This window comes from Burkholderia stagnalis, from assembly GCF_902830275.1.
Lineage (GTDB): Bacteria > Pseudomonadota > Gammaproteobacteria > Burkholderiales > Burkholderiaceae > Burkholderia > Burkholderia stagnalis.
The window spans coordinates 80619-101106 of sequence record NZ_CADESW010000023.1; the positions used below are offsets into that span (position 1 = coordinate 80619).

At 67.5% G+C, this 20488-nt stretch carries 26 protein-coding genes; 6 read left to right on the forward strand and 20 right to left on the reverse strand.

Features of this window, described 5'->3' with window-relative positions; all coding sequences use genetic code 11:
* The first annotated feature begins 22 nt into the window (after positions 1-22).
* The gene (locus HWY45_RS30070; protein WP_059803189.1) at positions 23-331 is read left to right on the forward strand and encodes a VF_A0006 family four-cysteine protein; all 309 of its coding nucleotides are present in this window, start codon (positions 23-25) and stop codon (positions 329-331) included.
* A gap of 81 nt (positions 332-412) precedes the next feature.
* Here HWY45_RS30070 and HWY45_RS30075 read toward each other — a convergent pair whose 3' ends face one another.
* Positions 413-1228, reverse strand: a complete 816-nt coding sequence (locus tag HWY45_RS30075) for a MetQ/NlpA family ABC transporter substrate-binding protein (protein WP_059566518.1) — start codon at positions 1226-1228, stop codon at positions 413-415.
* 297 nt (positions 1229-1525) lie between these two features.
* Complete coding sequence (locus HWY45_RS30080; RefSeq protein WP_059885292.1) at positions 1526-3133, reverse strand: methyl-accepting chemotaxis protein; 1608 nt, start codon at positions 3131-3133, stop codon at positions 1526-1528.
* 206 nt (positions 3134-3339) lie between these two features.
* Here HWY45_RS30080 and HWY45_RS30085 point away from each other — a divergent pair, with 206 nt between their 5' ends.
* On the forward strand, positions 3340-3630 hold the full coding sequence (locus HWY45_RS30085; protein WP_059885290.1) for a YciI family protein: 291 nt from the start codon (positions 3340-3342) through the stop codon (positions 3628-3630).
* A gap of 73 nt (positions 3631-3703) precedes the next feature.
* On the opposite strand, the gene HWY45_RS30090 is transcribed toward HWY45_RS30085, so the two are convergent.
* Genes HWY45_RS30090 through HWY45_RS30110 form a run of 5 tightly spaced genes read right to left on the reverse strand, consistent with a single transcriptional unit; the run spans position 3704 to position 7783 of the window.
* Positions 3704-4321: an SCO family protein gene (locus HWY45_RS30090; protein WP_059803193.1), complete on the reverse strand. Its 618-nt coding sequence runs from the start codon at positions 4319-4321 to the stop codon at positions 3704-3706.
* A gap of 18 nt (positions 4322-4339) precedes the next feature.
* Positions 4340-5242 (reverse strand): heme o synthase, encoded by a 903-nt coding sequence (gene cyoE, locus HWY45_RS30095; RefSeq protein ID WP_059566514.1) that lies wholly within the window; start codon positions 5240-5242, stop codon positions 4340-4342.
* A gap of 8 nt (positions 5243-5250) precedes the next feature.
* Positions 5251-6363, reverse strand: a complete 1113-nt coding sequence (locus tag HWY45_RS30100) for a COX15/CtaA family protein (RefSeq protein WP_059885288.1) — start codon at positions 6361-6363, stop codon at positions 5251-5253.
* A 22-nt stretch (positions 6364-6385) separates the two neighbouring features.
* Positions 6386-7012 (reverse strand): SCO family protein, encoded by a 627-nt coding sequence (locus HWY45_RS30105; protein ID WP_059803198.1) that lies wholly within the window; start codon positions 7010-7012, stop codon positions 6386-6388.
* Between the two features lie 60 nt (positions 7013-7072).
* A complete protein-coding gene (locus HWY45_RS30110) occupies positions 7073-7783 on the reverse strand; it encodes an SURF1 family protein (protein WP_059885286.1) in 711 nt (236 codons plus the stop codon).
* Positions 7784-7867: 84 nt separating this feature from the next.
* On the opposite strand from HWY45_RS30110, the gene HWY45_RS30115 reads away from it, so the two are divergent.
* The gene (locus HWY45_RS30115; RefSeq protein WP_017334311.1) at positions 7868-8077 is read left to right on the forward strand and encodes a twin transmembrane helix small protein; all 210 of its coding nucleotides are present in this window, start codon (positions 7868-7870) and stop codon (positions 8075-8077) included.
* Positions 8078-8257: 180 nt separating this feature from the next.
* Here the strand turns inward: HWY45_RS30115 and HWY45_RS30120 are convergent, their stop codons facing one another.
* From HWY45_RS30120 to HWY45_RS30155, 8 genes are all read right to left on the reverse strand, one after another.
* A complete protein-coding gene (locus HWY45_RS30120) occupies positions 8258-9115 on the reverse strand; it encodes a cytochrome c oxidase subunit 3 (RefSeq protein ID WP_059566510.1) in 858 nt (285 codons plus the stop codon).
* A gap of 138 nt (positions 9116-9253) precedes the next feature.
* Positions 9254-9454, reverse strand: coding sequence for a DUF2970 domain-containing protein (locus tag HWY45_RS30125; RefSeq protein ID WP_010090605.1), 201 nt, complete (start codon positions 9452-9454; stop codon positions 9254-9256).
* Positions 9455-9470: 16 nt separating this feature from the next.
* Entirely contained in the window at positions 9471-10073 is a 603-nt protein-coding gene (locus HWY45_RS30130) for a cytochrome c oxidase assembly protein (RefSeq protein ID WP_059566508.1), read from the reverse strand.
* 23 nt (positions 10074-10096) lie between these two features.
* Positions 10097-10237, reverse strand: coding sequence for a cytochrome oxidase small assembly protein (locus HWY45_RS30135; protein WP_017334314.1), 141 nt, complete (start codon positions 10235-10237; stop codon positions 10097-10099).
* A gap of 72 nt (positions 10238-10309) precedes the next feature.
* Positions 10310-11917 (reverse strand): cytochrome c oxidase subunit I, encoded by a 1608-nt coding sequence (ctaD, locus tag HWY45_RS30140; RefSeq protein ID WP_017334315.1) that lies wholly within the window; start codon positions 11915-11917, stop codon positions 10310-10312.
* Between the two features lie 43 nt (positions 11918-11960).
* Complete coding sequence (coxB, locus tag HWY45_RS30145) at positions 11961-13541, reverse strand: cytochrome c oxidase subunit II (RefSeq protein WP_059885284.1); 1581 nt, start codon at positions 13539-13541, stop codon at positions 11961-11963.
* A 49-nt stretch (positions 13542-13590) separates the two neighbouring features.
* Positions 13591-14115: a DUF2244 domain-containing protein gene (locus HWY45_RS30150; RefSeq protein ID WP_059885282.1), complete on the reverse strand. Its 525-nt coding sequence runs from the start codon at positions 14113-14115 to the stop codon at positions 13591-13593.
* A gap of 195 nt (positions 14116-14310) precedes the next feature.
* Positions 14311-15276 (reverse strand): methyltransferase domain-containing protein, encoded by a 966-nt coding sequence (locus HWY45_RS30155; protein ID WP_059566505.1) that lies wholly within the window; start codon positions 15274-15276, stop codon positions 14311-14313.
* Positions 15277-15357: 81 nt separating this feature from the next.
* Here HWY45_RS30155 and HWY45_RS30160 point away from each other — a divergent pair, with 81 nt between their 5' ends.
* Positions 15358-16137 (forward strand): ComF family protein, encoded by a 780-nt coding sequence (locus tag HWY45_RS30160; protein WP_059885280.1) that lies wholly within the window; start codon positions 15358-15360, stop codon positions 16135-16137.
* Positions 16138-16192: 55 nt separating this feature from the next.
* Positions 16193-16663 (forward strand): tRNA (uridine(34)/cytosine(34)/5-carboxymethylaminomethyluridine(34)-2'-O)-methyltransferase TrmL, encoded by a 471-nt coding sequence (gene trmL, locus HWY45_RS30165; protein ID WP_059566503.1) that lies wholly within the window; start codon positions 16193-16195, stop codon positions 16661-16663.
* Between the two features lie 17 nt (positions 16664-16680).
* On the opposite strand, the gene HWY45_RS30170 is transcribed toward trmL, so the two are convergent.
* From HWY45_RS30170 to HWY45_RS30190, 5 genes are all read right to left on the reverse strand, one after another.
* Entirely contained in the window at positions 16681-17205 is a 525-nt protein-coding gene (locus HWY45_RS30170) for an O-acetyl-ADP-ribose deacetylase (protein WP_059803207.1), read from the reverse strand.
* A 68-nt stretch (positions 17206-17273) separates the two neighbouring features.
* Positions 17274-18272: an NAD(P)H-dependent glycerol-3-phosphate dehydrogenase gene (locus HWY45_RS30175; protein WP_059566501.1), complete on the reverse strand. Its 999-nt coding sequence runs from the start codon at positions 18270-18272 to the stop codon at positions 17274-17276.
* Positions 18273-18298: 26 nt separating this feature from the next.
* Positions 18299-18781 carry a protein-export chaperone SecB gene (secB, locus tag HWY45_RS30180; RefSeq protein ID WP_017334323.1) on the reverse strand — a complete coding sequence of 161 codons (483 nt, stop codon included), beginning with the start codon at positions 18779-18781 and terminating at the stop codon, positions 18299-18301.
* A gap of 100 nt (positions 18782-18881) precedes the next feature.
* The gene (grxC, locus tag HWY45_RS30185) at positions 18882-19142 is read right to left on the reverse strand and encodes a glutaredoxin 3 (RefSeq protein ID WP_010090591.1); all 261 of its coding nucleotides are present in this window, start codon (positions 19140-19142) and stop codon (positions 18882-18884) included.
* Entirely contained in the window at positions 19139-19561 is a 423-nt protein-coding gene (locus HWY45_RS30190; RefSeq protein ID WP_059566500.1) for a rhodanese-like domain-containing protein, read from the reverse strand. The genes grxC and HWY45_RS30190 overlap by 4 nt, the downstream gene beginning before the upstream one ends.
* Before the next feature lie 136 nt (positions 19562-19697).
* Here HWY45_RS30190 and gpmA point away from each other — a divergent pair, with 136 nt between their 5' ends.
* Entirely contained in the window at positions 19698-20444 is a 747-nt protein-coding gene (gpmA, locus tag HWY45_RS30195) for a 2,3-diphosphoglycerate-dependent phosphoglycerate mutase (RefSeq protein ID WP_059566499.1), read from the forward strand.
* Positions 20445-20488: the final 44 nt, after the last annotated feature.

Consider the following 20488-nt stretch of genomic DNA (forward strand, 5'->3'; position numbering starts at 1 on the left):
AATCCACTCCATCGGAGGGCAGATGAAACGGGGGATCCGAGCCATCGCATGCGCAGCCGCCGCGCTGGCGCTGCCGGGCGCGGCGTTCGCGCTGACCGACGGCGGCGCGCAATACGACGCGTGCATGCTCAACGCGCTGCGCGAAAGCCGCAACGGCGCGGCTGCGCAGCTGATCCAGCGCTCGTGCGACGCGCTGTACCGCGACAACGCGATGCTGCTGCCGCGCGAGCGGCGCTTTCACGAGTGCGTCGTGCAGTCGCTGCCGGGCGTGCGCGACAACTATGCGATCCAGCAGATCATGTCGATCTGCTCGCGGCGCGGCGATATGTAAGCGCACACCAACCGCGCGAATGAAAAAGGGCCTGCACGATGCAGGCCCTTTTCGCTCAGCGGTCCGACCGGTGTGCGGCGTTCAGAACGACGCGACCATCGAGCCCTTGAACTGCTTCTTGATGAATTCCCGCACTTCCGTCGACTGATACGCCTTGACCAGCTTCTTCACCCACGGCTGATCCTTGTCCTTCGCGCGCACCGCGATCAGGTTCGCGTACGGGCTCGTCAGCGATTCGAGCGCGATCGCATCCTTGGTCGGCTGCAGGTTCGCGGCGAGTGCGTAGTTCGTGTTGATCACGGCCGCGTCGACGTCCGACAGCACGCGCGGCAGCTGCGCCGCGTCGAGCTCGGAGATCTTCAGCTTCTTCGGGTTGTCGGCGATGTCGAGCACCGTCGCGTTGTTGCCGCCCGTGCCGGCGCCCGCCTTCAGCTTGATCACGCCTTGCGCCTGCAGCAGCAGCAGCGCGCGGTTCTCGTTCGACGGATCGTTCGGCACCGCGACCTTCGCGCCCGGCTGCAGATCCTTCAGCGCCTTGATCTTCTTCGAGTACACGCCGATCGGCGAGATGTAGGTCAGGCCCGCGCTGACGAGCTTGTAGCCGCGCTGCTTGACCTGGCTGTCGAGGTAGGGCTGGTGCTGGAAGCTGTTCGCGTCGAGGTCGCCCGCGTCGAGCGCCGCGTTCGGCTGCACGTAGTCGTTGAACTCGATCACCTTCACGTTCAGGCCTTCCTTCTCCTTCGCGACCTTCTGCACGACTTGCCAGACTTCCGCGTCCGGGCCGGCCACCGTGCCGACCTTCACCACCTTGTCCTCGGCGTGCGCACCCGCCGACATCGTCAGCGCTGCGCCGGTAGCCAGCACGGAAAACACTTTCAGGAGACTGCGACGCTTCATCTGTTTCTCGCTTTCTTTCGATCTAAAAAGGGCGCGATGCGGGTATCCACCGACTCGCAGGAAAGGGGCAAATGGTGTCACAGGATCGGCGGGAAGTGAAATACATCCCGCTCATATGGGTATGCGCCGGATCGGGGCATGCCGCTCGCGGCTCGCGGCTCGCGGCTCGCTGCTCGCGGCTCGCTGCTCGCTGCTCGCCCCTCGCCCCTCGCCCCTCGCCCCTCGCCCCTCGCCCCTCGCCGCTCTCCGCTCTTCGCTCTTCGCTCTTCGCTCGCCGCGCGTCATGCCGTCAGGCCATCAGGCCGCCTCGGCCGCGGCCAGCACCGGCTCGGCCGACGGGCGCGCAAACGCCGCGCCGCCGCCGACGCGGAACGACCCCACCGCGTCGCGCAGCCGCGCCGCCTGCTCCTGCAGCGACGCGGCGGCCGCCGCGGCTTCCTCGACGAGCGCCGCGTTCTGCTGGGTCACCTGGTCCATCTGCGTGACCGCGCGGCCAACCTGCGTGATGCCGCTCGCCTGCTCCTCGGACGCCGCCGCGATCTCGCCCATGATGTCCGTCACCCGCGCGACCGCCTGCAGGATCTCGCCCATCGTCGTGCCCGCCTGGCCGACCAGCGTCGAGCCGTTGCGCACCCGCTCGACCGATTCGCCGATCAGCGCGCGGATCTCCTTCGCGGCCGTCGCGCTGCGCTGCGCGAGCGAGCGCACCTCGCCCGCGACCACTGCGAAGCCGCGGCCCTGCTCGCCCGCGCGCGCCGCCTCCACCGCGGCATTCAGCGCGAGGATGTTGGTCTGGAACGCGATGCCCTCGATCACGCCGATGATGTCGGCGATCTGGCGCGAGCTGTCGTCGATCTCGCCCATCGTGCCGATCACGCGGTTCACGACGTCGTGGCCGGCGCGCGCGATGTCCGACGCATTGTTCGCGAGCCCGCTCGCCTGCCGCGCGTTGTCGGCGTTCTGCTTCACGGTCGCGGTGAGCTGCTCCATGCTCGCCGCCGTCTCTTCGAGCGACGCGGCCTGCTCCTCGGTGCGCTGCGACAGGTCGTCGTTGCCCGACGCGATCTGGCGGCTCGCCGACGCGATCGATTCGGCCGACTGGCGGATCCCGCCGATGGTCGCCTGCAGGCGGGCCTGCATCGCGTGCATCGCCGCCATCATGCTCGTGCGGTCGCCCGCGCGCACCGGCACCGGCTGCGTGAGGTCGCCCTGCGCGATGCGCGCGGCCAGCGCGGCGGCTTCGTCCGGCTCGCCGCCGAGGCTGCCGCGCACGTTGCGGATGATCACTGACATCGCCGCGGTGATCACGAGGCCGATCACGAGCACCACCGCGAGATGGCCGAACAGCGTCTCGTAGTACACCGTGTCGATGTCCTTCACGAACACGCCGCTCGAGATGTTCCAGTCCCACGGCGCGAAGCGCGTGACGTAGCTGATCTTCGGCACCGCGGTCTCGCTGTGCGGCAGCCGCCCGCGATATTCGGCGAAGCCGTGGCCATTCGCCTTCGCGGCATTCAGGATCGTGACGAACAGCGGCTTGCCGTCCGGGTCGAGATAATCGCCGACCTGCGTGCCGACCAGCTTCGGCAGCGTCGGATGCATCAGCACGACCGGCTTCGAGTCCATCACGAACACGTAGCCGGATTCGCCGTAGCGCATCGCGGCGAGGCTCGCGAGCGCATCGCGCTTCGCGTCGGCCTCGGGCAGCGTGCCGGCCTGCGCGAGCGCGTGGTACGACTTCGCGATGCCGGCCGCCGCCTCGACGAGGTTCGCCATCCCTTCCTTGCGCTCCGTGAGCATCGTCGCGCGCGTCTCGATCGCGCTCCATGCGCCGACGCCCAGCAGGCCAATCCATACCAGCGCAAGCGCGAGCCACAGCTTGCGGTTCAAACTCATTCGGCTCATCGTGCGTCCCTTGTTGTCGATGTCGATGGGTAACGCAACGCGCGCGCGAACGGCCTGTCGCGCGCAAACGATTGCAGACGTAATGACGGCAGCCAGGCTTGCAACTTGAATACGGCACGGCGGCGGCGGCGCGACAGGCGGCGCGGGCTGTGCTACAAGATCGCCTTGCCGGCGCATCGCGTCCCGGCGATTTTCCGAGGCCCACCATGTACGTCATCGACATTCACTACACCGCGCCGCTCGATCGCATCGACGACGCGCTCGAGCGCCATCGCGCGTATCTGCAGCCGCTGCTGGATCAGGGGATCTTCATCGCGGCGGGGCCGAAGGTGCCGCGCGACGGCGGCATGATCCTCGCGGCGCGCATCGATCGCGACGCACTCGAGTCGATCCTGCAGACCGACCCGTTCGTGACCGAAGGGCTCGCGACCTACCGCGTGACCGAATTCCGGATGACCCGCGCGGCGCCGGGCGTCAACCTGCCGGCGCTGCCGTAACGCGCCGCGCGCGCGTGAGGGGAAGAGAAGGAAGAAGACGCGGGACGGCAGGCGCCGTCCCGGCATGCGCTGCTCAGTCGAGCAGCAGTTTCAGGTCGTGCACCCACGGGCCGGGGCCCTGGCCGTCGCGCACGAACAGGCGCAGCTTGCCGTTCGGGTCGAACACGTAGCTCGCGGCGGTGTGGTCCATCGTATAGCTGCCGGGCGCCTTGCCCTGCACCTTCGCGTAATACACGCGGAAATCCTTCGTCACCTTCTTCAGCTGCGCGTCGTCGGCCGGGCGCAGGCCGATGAACGACGGATCGAACGCCGGCACGTACTGGCCGAGCAGCGCGGGCGTGTCGCGCTCCGGATCGACGGTGACGAACAGCACCTGCACGCGCTTCGCGGCGTCGGGCCCGAGCTGCTTGAGCGCCTCGGACAGTTCGGCCATCGTCGTCGGGCAAACGTCCGGGCAGTGCGTGTAGCCGAAGAACATCACGACGGCCTTGCCCTTGAAGTCGCCGAGCGTGCGCACCTTGCCCGCCGTGTCGGGCAGCGCGAAATCGCTGCCGAACTGGGTATTGCCGGTGATGTCGAGATTCTGGAATTTCGGCGCGTTGTCGCACGCCGCGAGCAGCAGAGCGCCCGCGAACGCGCAGGCAAGCAGCCAGCCTCGGCGCGCGCGGCGCCCGAACCAAGAATGAAGCATCGCGTTCAAACCGTAGGGTTAGGCGCCGAGCAGCGGGCGCGCATAGTGATCGACGAGCAGCGCCGCGAACAGCAGCGACAGGTAGACGATCGAGTAGCGGAAGGCCTTGCGGGCCAGGTCGTCGGAATAGTCGCGGTAGATCTTCCACGCGTACGCGAGGAACACCGCGCCGAGCAGCACCGCGCTCGTCAGGTAGACGGCCCCGCTCATGCCGGAGATGAACGGCATCAGCGTGACCGCGAACAGGATCACCGTGTAGAGCAGGATGTGCAGCCGCGTGAACTGCTCGCCGTGCGTGACGGGCAGCATCGGCAGGCCCGCGTTCTCGTAGTCCTTGCGGCGATACAGCGCAAGCACCCAGAAATGCGGCGGCGTCCATACGAAGATGATCAGCACGAGGATCCACGCGTCGCCGGGCACCGCGCCCGTCACCGCGGCCCAGCCGAGCGCGGGCGGCATCGCGCCGGACGCGCCGCCGATCACGATGTTCTGCGGCGTCATCGGCTTGAGCAGCAGCGTGTAGATCACCGCATAGCCGACGAACGTCGCGATCGTCAGCCACATCGTCAGCGGGTTCGTGAACGTGTAGAGCGTCCACGCGCCGGCGCTGCCGAGCACGCCCGAGAACAGCAGGATCTGCGCAGTGGTGATCTCGCCGCGCGCGGACGGGCGCCACGCGGTGCGGCGCATCATCGCGTCGATCTTCTGCTCGACGAGACAGTTGATCGCGAACGCCGCGCCCGCCAGCAGCCAGATGCCGACGGTGCCGCCGACCAGCACCCTCCACGGCACCATGCCCGGCGTCGCGAGGAACATGCCGATCACCGCGCAGAACACCGCAAGCTGCGTAACACGCGGCTTCGTCAGCGCCATGTACTGGGAGAACCGGCTACCGGGCGATCGGGAAAGGGTGCTTTGCATGGGAACGGTCACGCCGCGGCGGTATCGCGCGCAGGCAGCGCGACACGGCCGGGGCGGCTTGAAAGGATGCGAAAGTTTAACATGACGACGAGCAGCAGCAGGACCGCAGCGCCCCCGTTATGGGCCACGGCGACCGGCAAAGGCCACTGCAATACGATATTCGTCAAACCCGTCACGAACTGCAGCACGACCACCAGCAGCACGCCGTTCGCGGGCCGCCGCAGCGATTCGAAGCGGCGCATCTTCAGCGCGAACGCGACCAGGTAGGCGACGACGACGAACGCAAACGTGCGGTGCGTCCAGTGGATCGCGACGAGCGCGTCCTGCGTGATCGCCTCGCCGTCCCGGTTCAGGCCGAGCGCGCGCCACAGATGGAAGCCGTGCTCGAAATCCATCGGCGGAATCCACTGGCCGTTGCAGGTCGGGAAGTCGGTGCATGCGAGCACCGCGTAGTTGGTGCTCACCCAGCCGCCGAGCGCGATCTGCACGACGAGCAGCACGAGCGCCGCGAGCGCCGCCGCGCGATAGCGCCCGGCCTCGGGATCGTACGACGGCAGCGGCGTCTGCCGCGCCGCAAGCCAGCCGAGCGTGCCGAGCAGCATCAGGCCGAGCAGCAGGTGGATCGTGACGATCACCGGCTGCAGCTTCATCGTCACCGTCCACGCGCCGAACGCGCCCTGCACGAGAATCAGCAGCAGCAGGCTGGTCGGCCACCACGGCGACACATGCAGCGGCCGGCGGCGCAGCCGTGCGGCCCACGCGATCACCGTCTGCGCGATGATCAGCACGCCGATCGCCATCGCGAAATAGCGGTGGATCATCTCGATCCACGCCTTCGTCATGCTGACGGGGCCCGTCGGCATCGCCTGATGCGCGGCGGTGATGGCCGCGTGCGCGATGAACGGCGACGACGTGCCGTAGCAGCCGGGCCAGTCGGGGCAGCCGAGGCCCGAATCGGTCAGCCGCGTGAAACCGCCGAACATCACGAGATCGAGGGTCAGGAACGTGGTGATCCACACCAGCTTGCGGAACTTGTCGTCGTCGGCCTTCACCCACACGTACGACAGCGGCAGCAGCGCGATACAGAAGCCGATCAGGCCGAGTTGCAGTAGATACGACATCGGATTGCCTCGTTGTCTCGCCTTAGCCGATGCTCGACCACTTCAGCAGCTTCGTGACGTCCGCCTTGATCTTGCTGGGGTTCGGATCCTTCGGGAAACGCATCATCAGGTTGCCGTTCGGATCGACCAGGTAGAGGTGGTCGGACGCCTGCGTGCCGGCGTCGGCCGGCAGCCACGCGGCCACCGCCGCCGGATCGGCGACCAGCTCGCGCGTGTCCGGATACGCGGCGCGCACCTTCTCCGGGACCTGGCCCGCATCGCTGCGCAGCCACACCATCGTGAGCCGGTGGCGTTCGCCGGCCTGCGTCACGCGCACCTGGCGCATGAAGTACAGCTTCTTCGCGCACGCGTCGTCGCACGCGCTGCGGTCGGTCATCACGAACAGCCACACGCCGCGCAGCGACGCGAGCGGCATCGTCTTGCCGGTTTCGTCGGTGACCATCAGGTCCGCCGGGATCGGCCGCTGCGGCTCGACCAGCGTGCCGTAGTTGGTCGAACCGCCCTTCGGCTTGATCACGTAATAGGTGAAGTACGACGCGATCATCGGCGCCGCGCAGACGAGCCCGAGCAGCACGAGCATCCAGCGGCCGCGCTTGCGGGCCGCCGGCGAGATCGGCTCAGCGGCCGGGCCCTGACGGGAAGATTGCATGGACAAATCAGACCTCTCGAAACAAACCCGCGGCGCCGCCGCGTACGGACATCGCGCCACTCATGCGCCGGACGACTTCCTCGCCGCGCGCCGCGCCGCGTACAAGCCGAAACCGAGCGCGGCCGCCGCCATGCCCCACCACTGAAACATGTAACCGTAATTGCGCTCGACGCCGGTCGTCGGCGCCGGCCAGTCGCGCACCAGCTTGTCGCCGCCGTCGCTCGTCTGCTGGATCACGAACGGCTGCAGCGGCAGGCCGGTTTCCTTCGCGAACGCGGCGACGTCCAGGTTCTGGCGAATCTTCTGGTGCGCCGCCGAGCCGCCTTCGCCGAGCTCGAACGCGCGCGTCGCGTCGGCGCGCGCGATGCCCTCGATCTCGACGTTGCCCGCGGGTGTCGCGAACGGCTCGATCGCCGTGCGATCGGCGATGTTGCGCGGCAGCCAGCCGCGGTTGACGAGCACGTAACCGCCGCCCGTGAGTTTAAACGGCATCACGACGTAAAAACCCGGCTGGTCGTTATACGGCCGATTGTCGAGAAACACCGCGAGCTCGGGCATGAACCGCCCCGTCGCACGCACCCGGTGGAACTCGATCGACGCGAGCGGGATCGGCTGCGTGCCGACCGTCACGGGCGCCGCGTGCTCGTAGCGCACGATGCTCGCCTCCAGCGCCTCCTTCTGGTGCGCGCGGTCACGCTGCCAGAAGCCGAGGCGGATCGTCACCGCGACGACCGCGAGAATCAACAGCGCGGGCAGCCAGCGGATCTTCATCGGGCCGCCCCCCAGGCACGCTCGCGCAAGCGAAGTGCGATAATTATCCCCTTCCTTTCGAATCGCCGTCGTCCGGTAAGCGTCATGCACATCCTCGTTCCCATCGCCTTCGTCCTGATCATCGCCAGCCTGGCTTCGGCGCTGTATTTCATGATGCACGACCGCGGCAACACGAAGCGCATGGCCTGGTCGCTTGCCACCCGCGTCGGGCTGTCTATCTCGCTGTTCGTGTTCATCCTGTTCGCGAACTGGATGGGCTGGATCCACTCGACCGGCATTCCGATCGGGCGCTGACGCTTTCGCCGATGTGACCGATGCGACCGATGTGACATTTCGCCGCACGGCCGCGCCACCAAGCAAAAGCGCCGCCTGACTGAGTCGCGGCGGCGCCTGGGTTCCCGGACGATGCGTTCGCGCCGCCCGGCATCCATCAAATCAAACGGCCCGCGCATCGCTGCGCGGGCCGTGTTTCATTTACAGCCAGTAGACGACGACGTACAGGCCGAGCCAGACGACGTCGACGAAGTGCCAGTACCACGCGGCGCCTTCGAATGCGAAGTGGTGTTCCGGCTTGAAGTGGCCGCGGATCATCCGCACCAGCACCACCGCGAGCATCGTGCCGCCGAGGAACACGTGGAAGCCGTGGAAGCCCGTCAGCAGGAAGAACGTCGAACCGTAGATGCCCGAGCCGAGCGTCAGGTTCAGTTCGTTGTATGCGTGGAAGTATTCGAAGCCCTGCGTGAACAGGAAGCAGACGCCGAGCACGAGCGTCGCGGCCAGCCAGGCGATCGCCTTGTTGCGGTGATTGTCGCGCAGCGCGTGGTGCGACACCGTCAGCGTCGCGCCCGACGACAGCAGCAGCGCGGTGTTCAGCGTCGGGATCGGCCACGGGCCCATCGTCTTGAAGTGGCCGGCGAGCAGGGCCGGGCCTTCGTTCGGCCACACGGCGGAGAAATCCGGCCAGATCAGCTTGTAGTCGAGGCTGCCGAGCTGGTGCAGCGCGATTTCACGCGCATAGAACAGCGCGCCGAAGAATGCGCCGAAGAACATCACTTCGGAGAAGATGAACCAGCTCATGCTCCAGCGGTACGACACGTCGACGTTCTTGCCGTACATGCCGCCTTCCGACTCGGCGATCGAATCGCCGAACCAGTGATACAGCGTGAAGAGGAACCACAGCAGGCCGAGCAGCGCGGTATACGGCGCCCAGTCGTGACCGTTGAGCCACAGTGCGAACGATCCGAGCATGACCAGCAGGCCGCAGGCCGCGCTGATCGGATGCTGCGACGGATGCGGCACGAAATAGTACGGGGTCTGGTTTTGACCGCTCATGCTTGATTCTCCACTTCAGTCCAATTTGTGTACCGGAAACGGCTCCGGCTTTATTTCTCTTGCGGCGCGACGGCCACCGCTCTTTCCTTCACGAAACGCCTGGGCGTTCCGCATCACATTCCTTGCTTGCCGCAGGCCTCAGCCCACGACGGCGCGCACGATCAGGATCAGCACGCCGATGAATACGCCGGCCGCGATCAGCGCCACGATCAGCACGTGCAGCGGATTCAGCTGCGTCGCGTCCGCCTCCAGGTCGCGCCGCTTGCGCACGCCGAAGAACGACCACAACACCGCCTTCAGCGCCTGGCCGAACGAGCCGCTCCGCTTGACCTCCGTCATCGCCCCGCCTCCGTCATCATGCGCCCGGCTTCGTCGGGCCGGACTGCGTCGCCGTGCCGGCCGCTGCCTGCGCCGGCGTATTCAGCTCGAAGAACGTGTACGACAGCGTGATCGTCTTCACGTCCTTCGGCAGCTTCGGATCGATCACGAACACCACCGGCATCTTGCGCGACTCGTTCGCGGCCAGCGTCTGTTGCGTGAAGCAAAAGCACTCGATCTTCTTGAAAAACTCGGTCGCCTGCTTCGGCGCGTAGCTCGGGATCGCCTGTGCGACGACCGGACGGCTCTGGCCGTTCGTCACGTCGTACACGATCGTCGTCAGCTCGCCCGGGTGCACGTCGAGGCTGTTGTGCTCCGGCTTGAAACCCAGCGGGCCGCGCGCGTTCGCATCGAACTCGACCGACACGGTGCGGCTCGTGTCGATCTGCGTGTTCTTCGCCTCGCGCTCGCTCACGTCGCGCTGCAGCAGGTTGTTGATGCCGGTGATCTGGCAGATCGCACGGTACATCGGCACGAGCGCGAAACCGAAGCCGAACATCAGTCCGGCCACGACGATGAGCTTCACCAGCATCGAGCGGTTGAACGCGCGATCGACGGCTCCGGACTCCTGCTTCGACATACGACGACTTCCTCGCTACGGCGTCAGTGAGTGGACAGCCACCACTGCTTGATCACGACACCCACAAAAAAGACGGCGGCGATCACGAGCAGGGTCAGGCCGAGCCGCTTGTTGCCCGCGCGGATCTGCTCGGGCGTGCGTCTTTGTTGTGGATTCCGGTTCATCTGAATCGTGCTGTAGAACGCTCCGCCTCGCCTGCCTGCGAGGGCAGGCGAAGGCGGAACATCCGGTGAAACTTACTCGACGTGCGGCGGTTGCTCGAACGTATGGAAGGGCGCCGGGCTCGGCACCGTCCACTCGAGGCCCGTCGCGCCATCCCACGGCTTGTCGGCCGCCTTCTCCAGCTCGCCGCCGCCACGGTATGCCGGCAGCACGACCGCGAACAGGAAGTACACCTGCGCGAGACCGAAACCGAACGCGCCGATCGTCGCGACCTGGTTGAAGTCCGTGAACTGCGCCGGGTAGTCCGCATAGCGGCGCGGCATGCCCGCGAGACCGACGAAGTGCATCGGGAAGAACGTCAGGTTGAAGAAGATCATCGACGCCCAGAAGTGGATCTTGCCGCGCGTCTCGTTGTACATCCAGCCCGTCCACTTCGGCGCCCAGTAGTACCAGCCCGAGAACAGCGCGAACAGCGAGCCGGCCACCAGCACGTAGTGGAAGTGCGCCACCACGAAGTAGGTGCCGTGGTACTGGATGTCGAGCGGCGCCATCGCGAGCATCAGGCCCGTCAGGCCGCCGAACGTGAACACGAACAGGAAGCCGATCGCGAACAGCATCGGGGTTTCGAACGTCATCGAGCCGCGCCACATCGTCGCGAGCCAGTTGAACACCTTCACGCCCGTCGGCACCGCGATCAGCATCGTCGCGTACATGAAGAACAGCTGGCCGGTGACCGGCATGCCCGTCGCGAACATGTGATGCGCCCAGACCATGAACGACAGGATCGCGATCGAAGCCGTCGCATACACCATCGAGCTGTAGCCGAACAGCGTCTTGCGCGCGAACGCCGGGATCACCTGCGACACGATCCCGAACGCCGGCAGAATCATGATGTACACCTCGGGGTGGCCGAAGAACCAGAAGATGTGCTGGTACATCACCGGGTCGCCGCCGCCTGCCGCGTTGAAGAACGACGTGCCGAAGTGGCGGTCGAACAGCACCATCGTGATCGCGCCTGCCAGAACCGGCATCACGGCGATCAGCAGGTACGCGGTGATCAGCCACGTCCACGCGAACATCGGCATCTTCATCAGCGTCATGCCCGGCGCGCGCATGTTCAGGATCGTCACGACGATGTTGATGCCGCCCATGATCGACGACGCGCCCATGATGTGCACCGCGAAGATCGCGAAGTCCATGCCCGGGCCCATCTGCGTCGACAGCGGCGCATACAGCGTCCAGCCGGCGGCCGTCGCGCCGCCCGGCGCGAAGAACGAGCCGACCAGCAGCACGGCCGCGACCGGCAGCAGCCAGAAGCTGAAGTTGTTCATCCGCGCGAACGCCATGTCGGACGCGCCGATCTGCAGCGGAATCATCCAGTTCGCGAAGCCGACGAACGCCGGCATGATCGCGCCGAACACCATGATCAGGCCGTGCATCGTCGTGAGTTCGTTGAAGAACTCCGGACGCATGATCTGCAGGCCGGGCGTGAACAGCTCGGCGCGGATCGCGAGCGCCATCACGCCGCCCGACAGGAACATGATGAACGAGAACAGCAGGTACAGCGTACCGATGTCCTTGTGGTTGGTGGCGAACAGCCAGCGCCGCCAGCCTTGCGGGGTTTCGTGCGCGTGATCGTCGTGCGCGTGGCCCGCGGCTACGTCGTGCCCGATGCTAGACATGAGAATCTCCTAATGCGAATACGTCGACAAACACAGCGACACGTCAGGCCGCCGGGCCGATCTCGACACGCCGGGCTTCCTTCGCGTCAGCCCCGCCCGTGATCGTTTCCGGCTTTTTCAGAATGATGTGGTCTTCCGCCACGCCCGCCGCCTTCAGCGCGTCGCGCACGGCTTGTGCACGGTGCTTGGCGAGATCGGCGTTTGCGTCGGCGGAGCCCGACTTGTCGGTGAAGCCCGACAGCGCAAGCTTCGCGTCCGGATGCGCCTTCGCATAGTCGGCCGCTGCCGCGATCGCCGACTGTGCGTCGGCCGGCAGCGTGCTCTTGCCCGTTTCGAAGTAGATCGTCGACAGCGCGGCCGATGCCTGGGCTGCGCCCGACGCGGCCTGCGCCGGCGCCGGTGCCGAAGCCGCCTCGGCCGGTGCGGCGCCCGCGGTGTCTTCCGGCATCTTGCCGTTACGCGCGTCCGCCACCTGCTTCGGTTGCAGCAGGTCGTTCTTGTGGTTGCCCCACGAGTTGCGCTCGTAGGTGACGACCGATGCGATGTCGAGGTCCGACAGCGACGCCCACGACGGCATCGCGCCCTTGCCGTGCAGCACGCGATCGAGGTGCGCCGAGATCGGGCCGTTCACGATCGGGCTGCCGTCCATCGCCGGGAACGCGCCGAGGCCCTTGCCGTTCACCTGGTGGCAGGCCGCGCAGTTCGCCTTGTAGACTTCCTCGCCGTGCGTGACGAGTTCGGCCACCGTGTAGATGCGGTGCGGATCGACCGTGGCGCCGGCCGTCTTGGCCTTCTGCGCGGTGACCCACTTCGCGTAGTCCTCGTCCGACAGCACTTCGACGACGACCGGCATGTACGCGTGCTCCTTGCCGCACAGCTCGGTACAGAACCCGCGGAAGGTGCCGACCTTCTCGGCCTTGAACCACGTGTCGCGCACGAAGCCCGGGATCGCATCCTGCTTCACGCCGAACGCGGGCACGTACCACGAGTGGACGACGTCGTTCGCGGTCGTGATGATCCGGACTTTCTTGTTGACCGGCACGACGAGCGGGTTGTCGACTTCCTGCAGATAGGTGTCGGTGATGGCCTTCTTGCCCATCACTTCGTCGCGCGGGGTGGTCAGCGTCGACAGGAAGCTGATGCCCTCGCCCGGGCCCTTCACGTAGTCGTAGCCCCACTTCCACTGGTAGCCGGTGACCTTGACCGTGAGATCGGCGTTCGTCGTGTCCTTCATCGCGACGACGGCCTTCGTCGCCGGCAGCGCCATCAGCACGACGATGATGAACGGCACGATCGTCCAGATGATTTCGACGGTCGTGCTCTCATGGAAATTGGCGGCCTTGAAGCCTTTGGATTTGCGGTGCGCGAAGATCGAATAGAACATCACGCCGAACACGCCGATGAAGATCACCGTACAGAGGATCAGCATCATCGTGTGGAGATCGTAGAGCTCCTCGGCGATCTTCGTGACAGGCGGCTGAAAGTTGATCTCGTTGACACGGGGGCCGCCCGGGCTATCACCGACCGCCAGAGCGGCACCGGCAAAGAGCAGTCCGCTGCATGCCAGCACGCCCGCGAGGGCTCGCTTGATTGTTTTCATAGCATCCTTACCCAAAATTTCCATTCAAACCCTCCCCCGTCGCAAGCCGCCTGCGCCGCGCCGGCCGCTCCGCTCAGCCGCAGCGCCGGAGCGACACGCGCAGTTCGTCGGCGAACTGCGCGCGCTTGTGCTGCGCGAGATGCTGCCCGATCACAACGGTCTGCCCGCGCGATACCAGCCGAATCGGATCGCGTGGCGTCGCGCCCGTCTCGACCCGCACCCAGCGCGGGTTGAATTCGATCTGCGTGAACCGCTCCGCATCCATCCGCTCGATCACGAGCCGGTGCGGAAACAGCCTGATGCGCTCGTAATCGACCGCATGGCGCGCATAGACCGCAAACGCGAACCCCACCGCCAGCAGCTCGATTCCGGTGAACGGCATGACGAGCCATGCCCCCTGCCACATCAGCATTGCCGCGATCGCCAGCGAGAAGCCCGCGAGCGACGCGTAAAACAGCACGAACTGGCGCGGCGACACCGAACAGTTGCGCTTTATGAGCCAGTCCTCGAGGACCGGCTCCGCATTCGCCGCTTCCGCCGAAACATTCGCTGCTTCCATCGCCGCCTCACGCGAATGGCATGCGATGCATGCCTGCATCGGACTCGCCACCCCGTATTGCGGGGACCCCGGGGCGACAAGCTGACGCATTATAGGCGGGTTCAATGGCATCCACAAGCAAACGACTATCGCCCCGCGAGCCAAGCGCGACAAGCTTTCCGGCCATTTCAGGGGCCTTTTCGACCCCGCTTTGCGCCGCTAATTTCAGACATAACAAAACCCCTCTTTACCGCTTCAGCGATTCTTCGGACGCCCCTTCCCGATGTCCTCGAGACGCACGATGCCATGCCCTTCCGCGGTCGTGCGCGGCACGGCCTTCCACGCATGCCCGTAGATCACCTCGAAGGTGAGCGGGATCGTGCCGTCCTCGCGCCGGCGCGCGTCGAGCGCGTCGCCGAGCGCCTGCCGGAAGCGCCGCGACACGCCCCGCGGCGCCACGCGCTCGAACGGATAGGTGCCCCAGCGGCGCACGTCGGCCAGCAGGGAATCGGGGGATTTGTAGGTGACGGTCAGCACTTCCTGATCCATCACGGGGATCTCGAAGCCGCTCTCGACGAGCATGTCGCCGAGGTCGTGCATGTCGACGAAATCGATCACGCGGGCGGCGGCGGGCGCGAGGCCGAGCGCCGCCTCGGCATCCGCGCAGGCCGCGCGCAGCTCGCGCAGCGTGTCGGGGCCGAGCGTGCTGAACATCAGCAGGCCGTTCACGCGCAGCACCCGCTGCCACTCGGGCAGCACCGCGTCGGGGCGCGAATGCCAGTGCAGCGCGAGGTTCGACCAGATCAGGTCGAACGCGCCTGCCGCGAACGGCAGCGCGGAGAAGTCGGCCTGCGCGACGCGCGGGCCGCGCTGGCCGAGCGCCTTGCCGAGCGACGCGGGCAGCCAGCGGCGCCAGCTCGCCTGCTCGACCTCGCGCTGCCCCGCCCGCGCGAGCATCGCGCCGGACAGGTCGACGCCGAACACCGGCGCCTCGGGAAAGCGCGCGCGCAGCGCCGGCAGGTCGTCGCCCGCGCCGCAGCCCGCGTCGAGCACCGCCGCCGGGCTCACCTTGATGTATTCGAGACGCTCGCACATCCGGTGGGCGATCTCGCGCGGCAGGAACGCGACCGCGTCGAACGCGGCTGCGCGGCGGTCGAAGATCCGCCGCAGGCGCCTGGCGTCATAGACCGGACGGCTGGATGAGGTCGAAGCTGGGGACATGTCGGGCAAACTCTCGAAGAGCCCGAAGTATACTCGCTCGCCCCGAAGCCTTCATTGAGACGGGGTCCGGGAGCTTTTTCGATGAATCGCCAGCCGTTTTCCCCGTCGATGCGCGTCGTTATGTCGCAGGCCCGCGCACTGGTCGCGCGGCTCGCGGCGATCGCGTTGCCGAACCGCTGCGCCTTGTGCGGCAATATGTCACATCCGGTGATCTGCGCCGATTGCGACGCCGCGTACTGGAATGAAGCGCGCCTGCGCTGCACCGTCTGCGCGGTGCCGCTCGCCGCCGGGTGGGCGCGCCGCGCGGCCGGCTACCGGTGCGACGCATGCCGCGCGACGCCGCCGCCGTTCGATGCGACACTCGCGCTCGCCGACTACCGGGCGCCGCTCGACGGCCTCGCGCGGCAGCTGAAATTCCACGCGCGGCTCGCGCTCGGCGCCGAATTCGCGGGCCGCCTCGCGCGGCTGATCGCCGATGCGCATGACGCAGGCGGCACGAGTAGCGGCTTCGACGTGATCGCGCCGGTGCCGCTCGCGCGCGGCCGCCTCGCCTCGCGCGGCTACAACCAGGCGTGGGCGATCGCGCGGCCGCTCGCCCGCCGGCTCGGCGTGAGCGCCGATGCGGCGCTGCTCGCGCGCGTCGCCGATACCGCGCCGCAATCCCGGCTCGACCGGCGCGCGCGGCGCGACAACGTCGCGTCGGCCTTCGCGGCGGCCGGCAACGTGACGGGCCGCCATGTCGCGCTCGTCGACGACGTGATGACGTCGGGCGCGACGCTGTCCGCCGCGGCGCTCGCGCTCAAGGCGGCGGGCGCCGCGCGCGTGACGAATCTGGTTGCGCTGCGCACCGCGCGGGATTAATTAGAGAGAAACCGGCCGCCCGCACGCGGCCCCGAAGTTCAATCACCGAAGAATCATGTTCAACGTCGTCCTCGTCGCCCCCGAAATTCCGCCGAACACCGGCAACGTGATCCGCCTGTGCGCCAATACCGGCGCGCGGCTGCACCTGATCGAGCCGCTCGGCTTTCCGCTCGACGACGCGAAGATGCGCCGCGCGGGCCTCGACTATCACGAATACGCGGAAATGCGCGTGCATCCGGACTGGGACGCGTTCGTCGCGGCCGAAGCGCCCGATCTCGCGCGAATGTTCGCGTTCACGACGCGCGGCTCGGGCCGCTTTCACGACCACGCGTTCCAGCCGGGCGACTGGTTCGTGTTCGGCTCCGAGACGCGCGGCCTGCCCGCGCCGCTCCTCGAGCGCTTTCCGAACGAACAGCGCGTGCGCCTGCCGATGCGGCCCGGCAACCGCAGCCTGAACCTGTCGAACACGGTCGCGGTGGTCGTGTTCGAGGCGTGGCGGCAGGCCGGCTTCGAAGGCGGCGCCTGACGGCCGGCACGAATGCGCTATCGGCGCGCGAGCCGCGCGCGATACAGATCGTAAATATCGGATGAAAAGCACGCGAACACGACGCGTGCGAGATTCGGCGCCTGCGGCAGCATCTCGACGACCGTATCGACCGCGATCTCGACCGCCTGCGCGGCCGGATAACGGTAGATCCCGCAGCTGATCGCGGGAAACGCGAGCGACGTGCACGCGACCTCCTCGGCCAGCTCGATCGCGCGCCGGTAGCACGACGCGAGCATCTCGGCTTCGTTCTGCGTGCCGCCGTGCCATACCGGGCCGACCGCGTGAATCACGTATTTCGCCGGCAGCCCGTGGCCGCGCGTGAGTTTCGCGTCGCCGGTCTGGCAGCCGCCGAGCGTGCGGCATTCGGCGACGAGGCCCGGGCCGGCCACGCGATGAATCGCGCCGTCGACGCCGCCCCCGCCGAGCAGCGAGCCGTTCGCCGCGTTGACGATCGCGTCGACCGCGAGCGTCGTGATGTCGACGACCTGCGCGTCGAGCGTGGTGGAACCGATCTGCAGCATGACGACCTCCTCGGACGCCGGAGATGGTTCAAGCGTAATCCGCTTTGCGCGGCAACGCGACCGCCGCGCTACTCCGCGCGCGCGTCCCGCCGCAGCAGGCCGCTCACCGCGTCGCGCGGCGCGACGCCGTCGAACAGCACGCCGCACACGGCTTCGGTGATCGGCATCTCGAGCGACTGCGCGCGCGCGATCGCGAGCACCGCCTGCGCGCAGCGCACGCCTTCGGCGACGTGCCCGAGCGCGCCGAGGATATCGCTCAGCGAGCGGCCGGCCGCCAGTTGCAGGCCGACCGTGCGGTTGCGCGACAGGTCGCCGGTCGCGGTGAGGATCAAATCGCCGAGGCCCGTGAGGCCGGTGAAGGTTTCCGCGCGGCCGCCGAGCGCGACGCCGAGCCGCGACATTTCCGCGAGGCCGCGCGTGATCAGCGCGGCGCGCGCGTTCAGGCCGAGGCCGAGGCCGTCGGCGATGCCGGTCGCGATCGCCAGCACGTTCTTCACCGCGCCGCCGACCTCGACGCCGACCACGTCGTCGCCTGTATAGATACGCATCGCGCCGTGATGGAACGCGGCGAGCGTGCGCTCGCGGCAGGCGGCCGACGCGCTCGCGACGGTCAGCGCAACCGGCAGCCCCTGGCCGACCTCGCGCGCGAAGCTCGGGCCCGACAGCACGCCGTTGCTGCGCTGCTCCGGCAGCTCGGCGGCGATCACCTGGTGCGGCAGCAGGTGCGTGTCCGCCTCGAAGCCCTTGCAGACCCACACCACATGCGCGGGCACGCAGCCTGCATCGCGCATCGCGCGGCACAGCGCGCGCAGCCCGGCTACGGGCGCGCCGATCACGCACAGCGCGTCGTCCGCGGCGCCGTGCGCGAGCGCCGCGGCGACATCCGCGTCGTAGCGCAGCGCGTCGGGCAGCGCGATGCCGTCGAGATAGCGGGAATTTTCGTGCCGGGCCTGCAGCCCGGCGATGAGCGCGGCGTCGCGCGCCCACAGAAGCGTGTCGTGCCGCGCGGCCAGATGGCCCGCGAGCGCGGTGCCCCAGGCACCGGCGCCGAGAACGGCTACTTTCATACCCAGCACCGGTCCTTGCTCGTCCCTCAGTTCAGCGTCGAGCCGTTCGGCGCGCCGGCCGCACCAGCCTGTTGCTGCTGGAGCTGCGCGAGACGCTGCTCGTACAGCGCCTGGAAGTTGATCTCGGCGAGGTGGATCGGCGGGAAGCCTGCACGGGTGATCGCGTCGGCGATGTTCGAGCGCAGGTACGGGAACAGGATCGTCGGGCACGCGATGCCGACGAGCGGGTCGAGCTGTTCGTCGGGAATGTTGCGAATGTCGAAAATGCCGGCCTGCTTCGCCTCGATCAGGAACGCGACCTTGTCCTTCACCTTCGCGGTCACGGTGCCCGACACGACGACTTCGAACACGCTTTCCGCGAGCCGCTCGGCCTTCACGTCGACTTCGACTTCAACCGACGGCATGTCCTGCTCGAGGAAGATCGCCGGCGAATTCGGCTGCTCGAGCGACATATCCTTCAGGTAGACGCGCTGGATGTTGAAGAACGGTTGGTTTTCGACGTCGGACATGTTGTTTCCCTAAATGTGGTGACGAGGCAGCCGGCCTATGCCGGCCGCCCCGGTTGATCCTGCGCGCTTGGCCGCGCGACCGGCGGCCATTCTGCCCTAATCAGGCAGCTTGCAGAAGCGGCACGAGGCCGCCGGCACGGTCGAGCGTCGACAGATCGTCGTAGCCGCCGACGTGCGTGTCGCCGATGTAGATCTGCGGCACCGTGCGGCGGCCCGTGCGCGACATCATTTCCTCGCGGCGCGCGGGATCCTTGTCGATCAGCACCTTCTCGATCTGCTCGACGCCGCGCAGCTTCAGGAGCCGCTCGGCCTGGATGCAATACGGGCACACCTGGGTGCTGTACATGACCACTTTGTTCACTTCGCCACTCCTTGTTTGACGACCGGCATCCCGGCCTGCTGCCACGCGGCGACGCCGCCCTCGAGCACGTGCACCTCGGCATAGCCCGCCGCCTCGACCGCGCGCGCCGCCTTCTGCGACTGCTGGCCGTTCTGGCACACGAGCAGCACCGGGGTGCTCTTGTTCTTCGCGAGCTGCGCGATCTTCGCGCCGATCTCGCCGGCCTCGACCTGGCGCGCCGACGGCAGGTGGCCGGCAGCGAATTCGGTGGCCGGCCGCAGGTCGATCACGACCGCGTTGCGGCGATTGATGAGCTGGGTCGCCTCCGCGGCCGACAGGCCGCCGCGGCCGCGGCGCAGCGCGGGCCAGGCGAGAAGGCCGCCGGACACCAGCAGGATGGCGATGAGGGCCAGGTTCGTGTAATCGGTAAAGAACGTCACGGAATTCCGCCGGAAAAAGAGAAATCGGAAAAGGACAATCCGGCCATTATAAAATAACCGACTTGCGCGATGGCGAGCCCGCCCTCGGGCGCCGCGCGGCGCGCACCGCTTCCTTCACTACCGACCGCAAGCATCTATGTACAAGCTCGTTCTCATCCGCCACGGCGAATCGACGTGGAACAAGGAAAACCGCTTCACCGGCTGGGTCGACGTCGACCTGACCGAACAAGGCTGCAACGAGGCCTACCAGGCCGGCGAACTGCTCAAGGAAGCCGGCTACACGTTCGACATCGCGTATACGTCCGTGCTCAAGCGCGCGATCCGCACGCTGTGGCACGTGCAGGACCGCATGGACCTGATGTACCTGCCGGTCGTGCACTCGTGGCGCCTCAACGAACGCCACTACGGCGCGCTGTCGGGCCTGAACAAGGCGGAAACGGCCGCGAAGTTCGGCGACGAGCAGGTGCTCGTCTGGCGCCGCAGCTACGACACGCCGCCGCCCGCGCTCGAGCCGACCGACGAGCGCGCGCCGTACGCCGACCCGCGCTACGCGAAGGTGCCGCGCGAGCAGCTGCCGCTCACCGAGTGCCTGAAGGACACGGTCGCGCGCGTGCTGCCGCTGTGGAACGAGTCGATCGCCCCGGCGATCAAGGCAGGCAAGCAGGTGCTGATCGCCGCGCACGGCAACTCGCTGCGCGCGCTGATCAAGTACCTCGACGGCATCTCGGACAGCGACATCGTCGGCCTGAACATCCCGAACGGCGTGCCGCTCGTCTATGAACTCGACGAGAACCTGAAGCCGATCCAGAGCTACTACCTGGGCGACCAGGACGCGATCGCGAAGGCGCAGGCCGCCGTCGCGAAGCAGGGCAAGGCGGGCTGATCCCGCCCCCTGGCCGCGCCGGCTTCACGCCGCGCGCGGCCGGC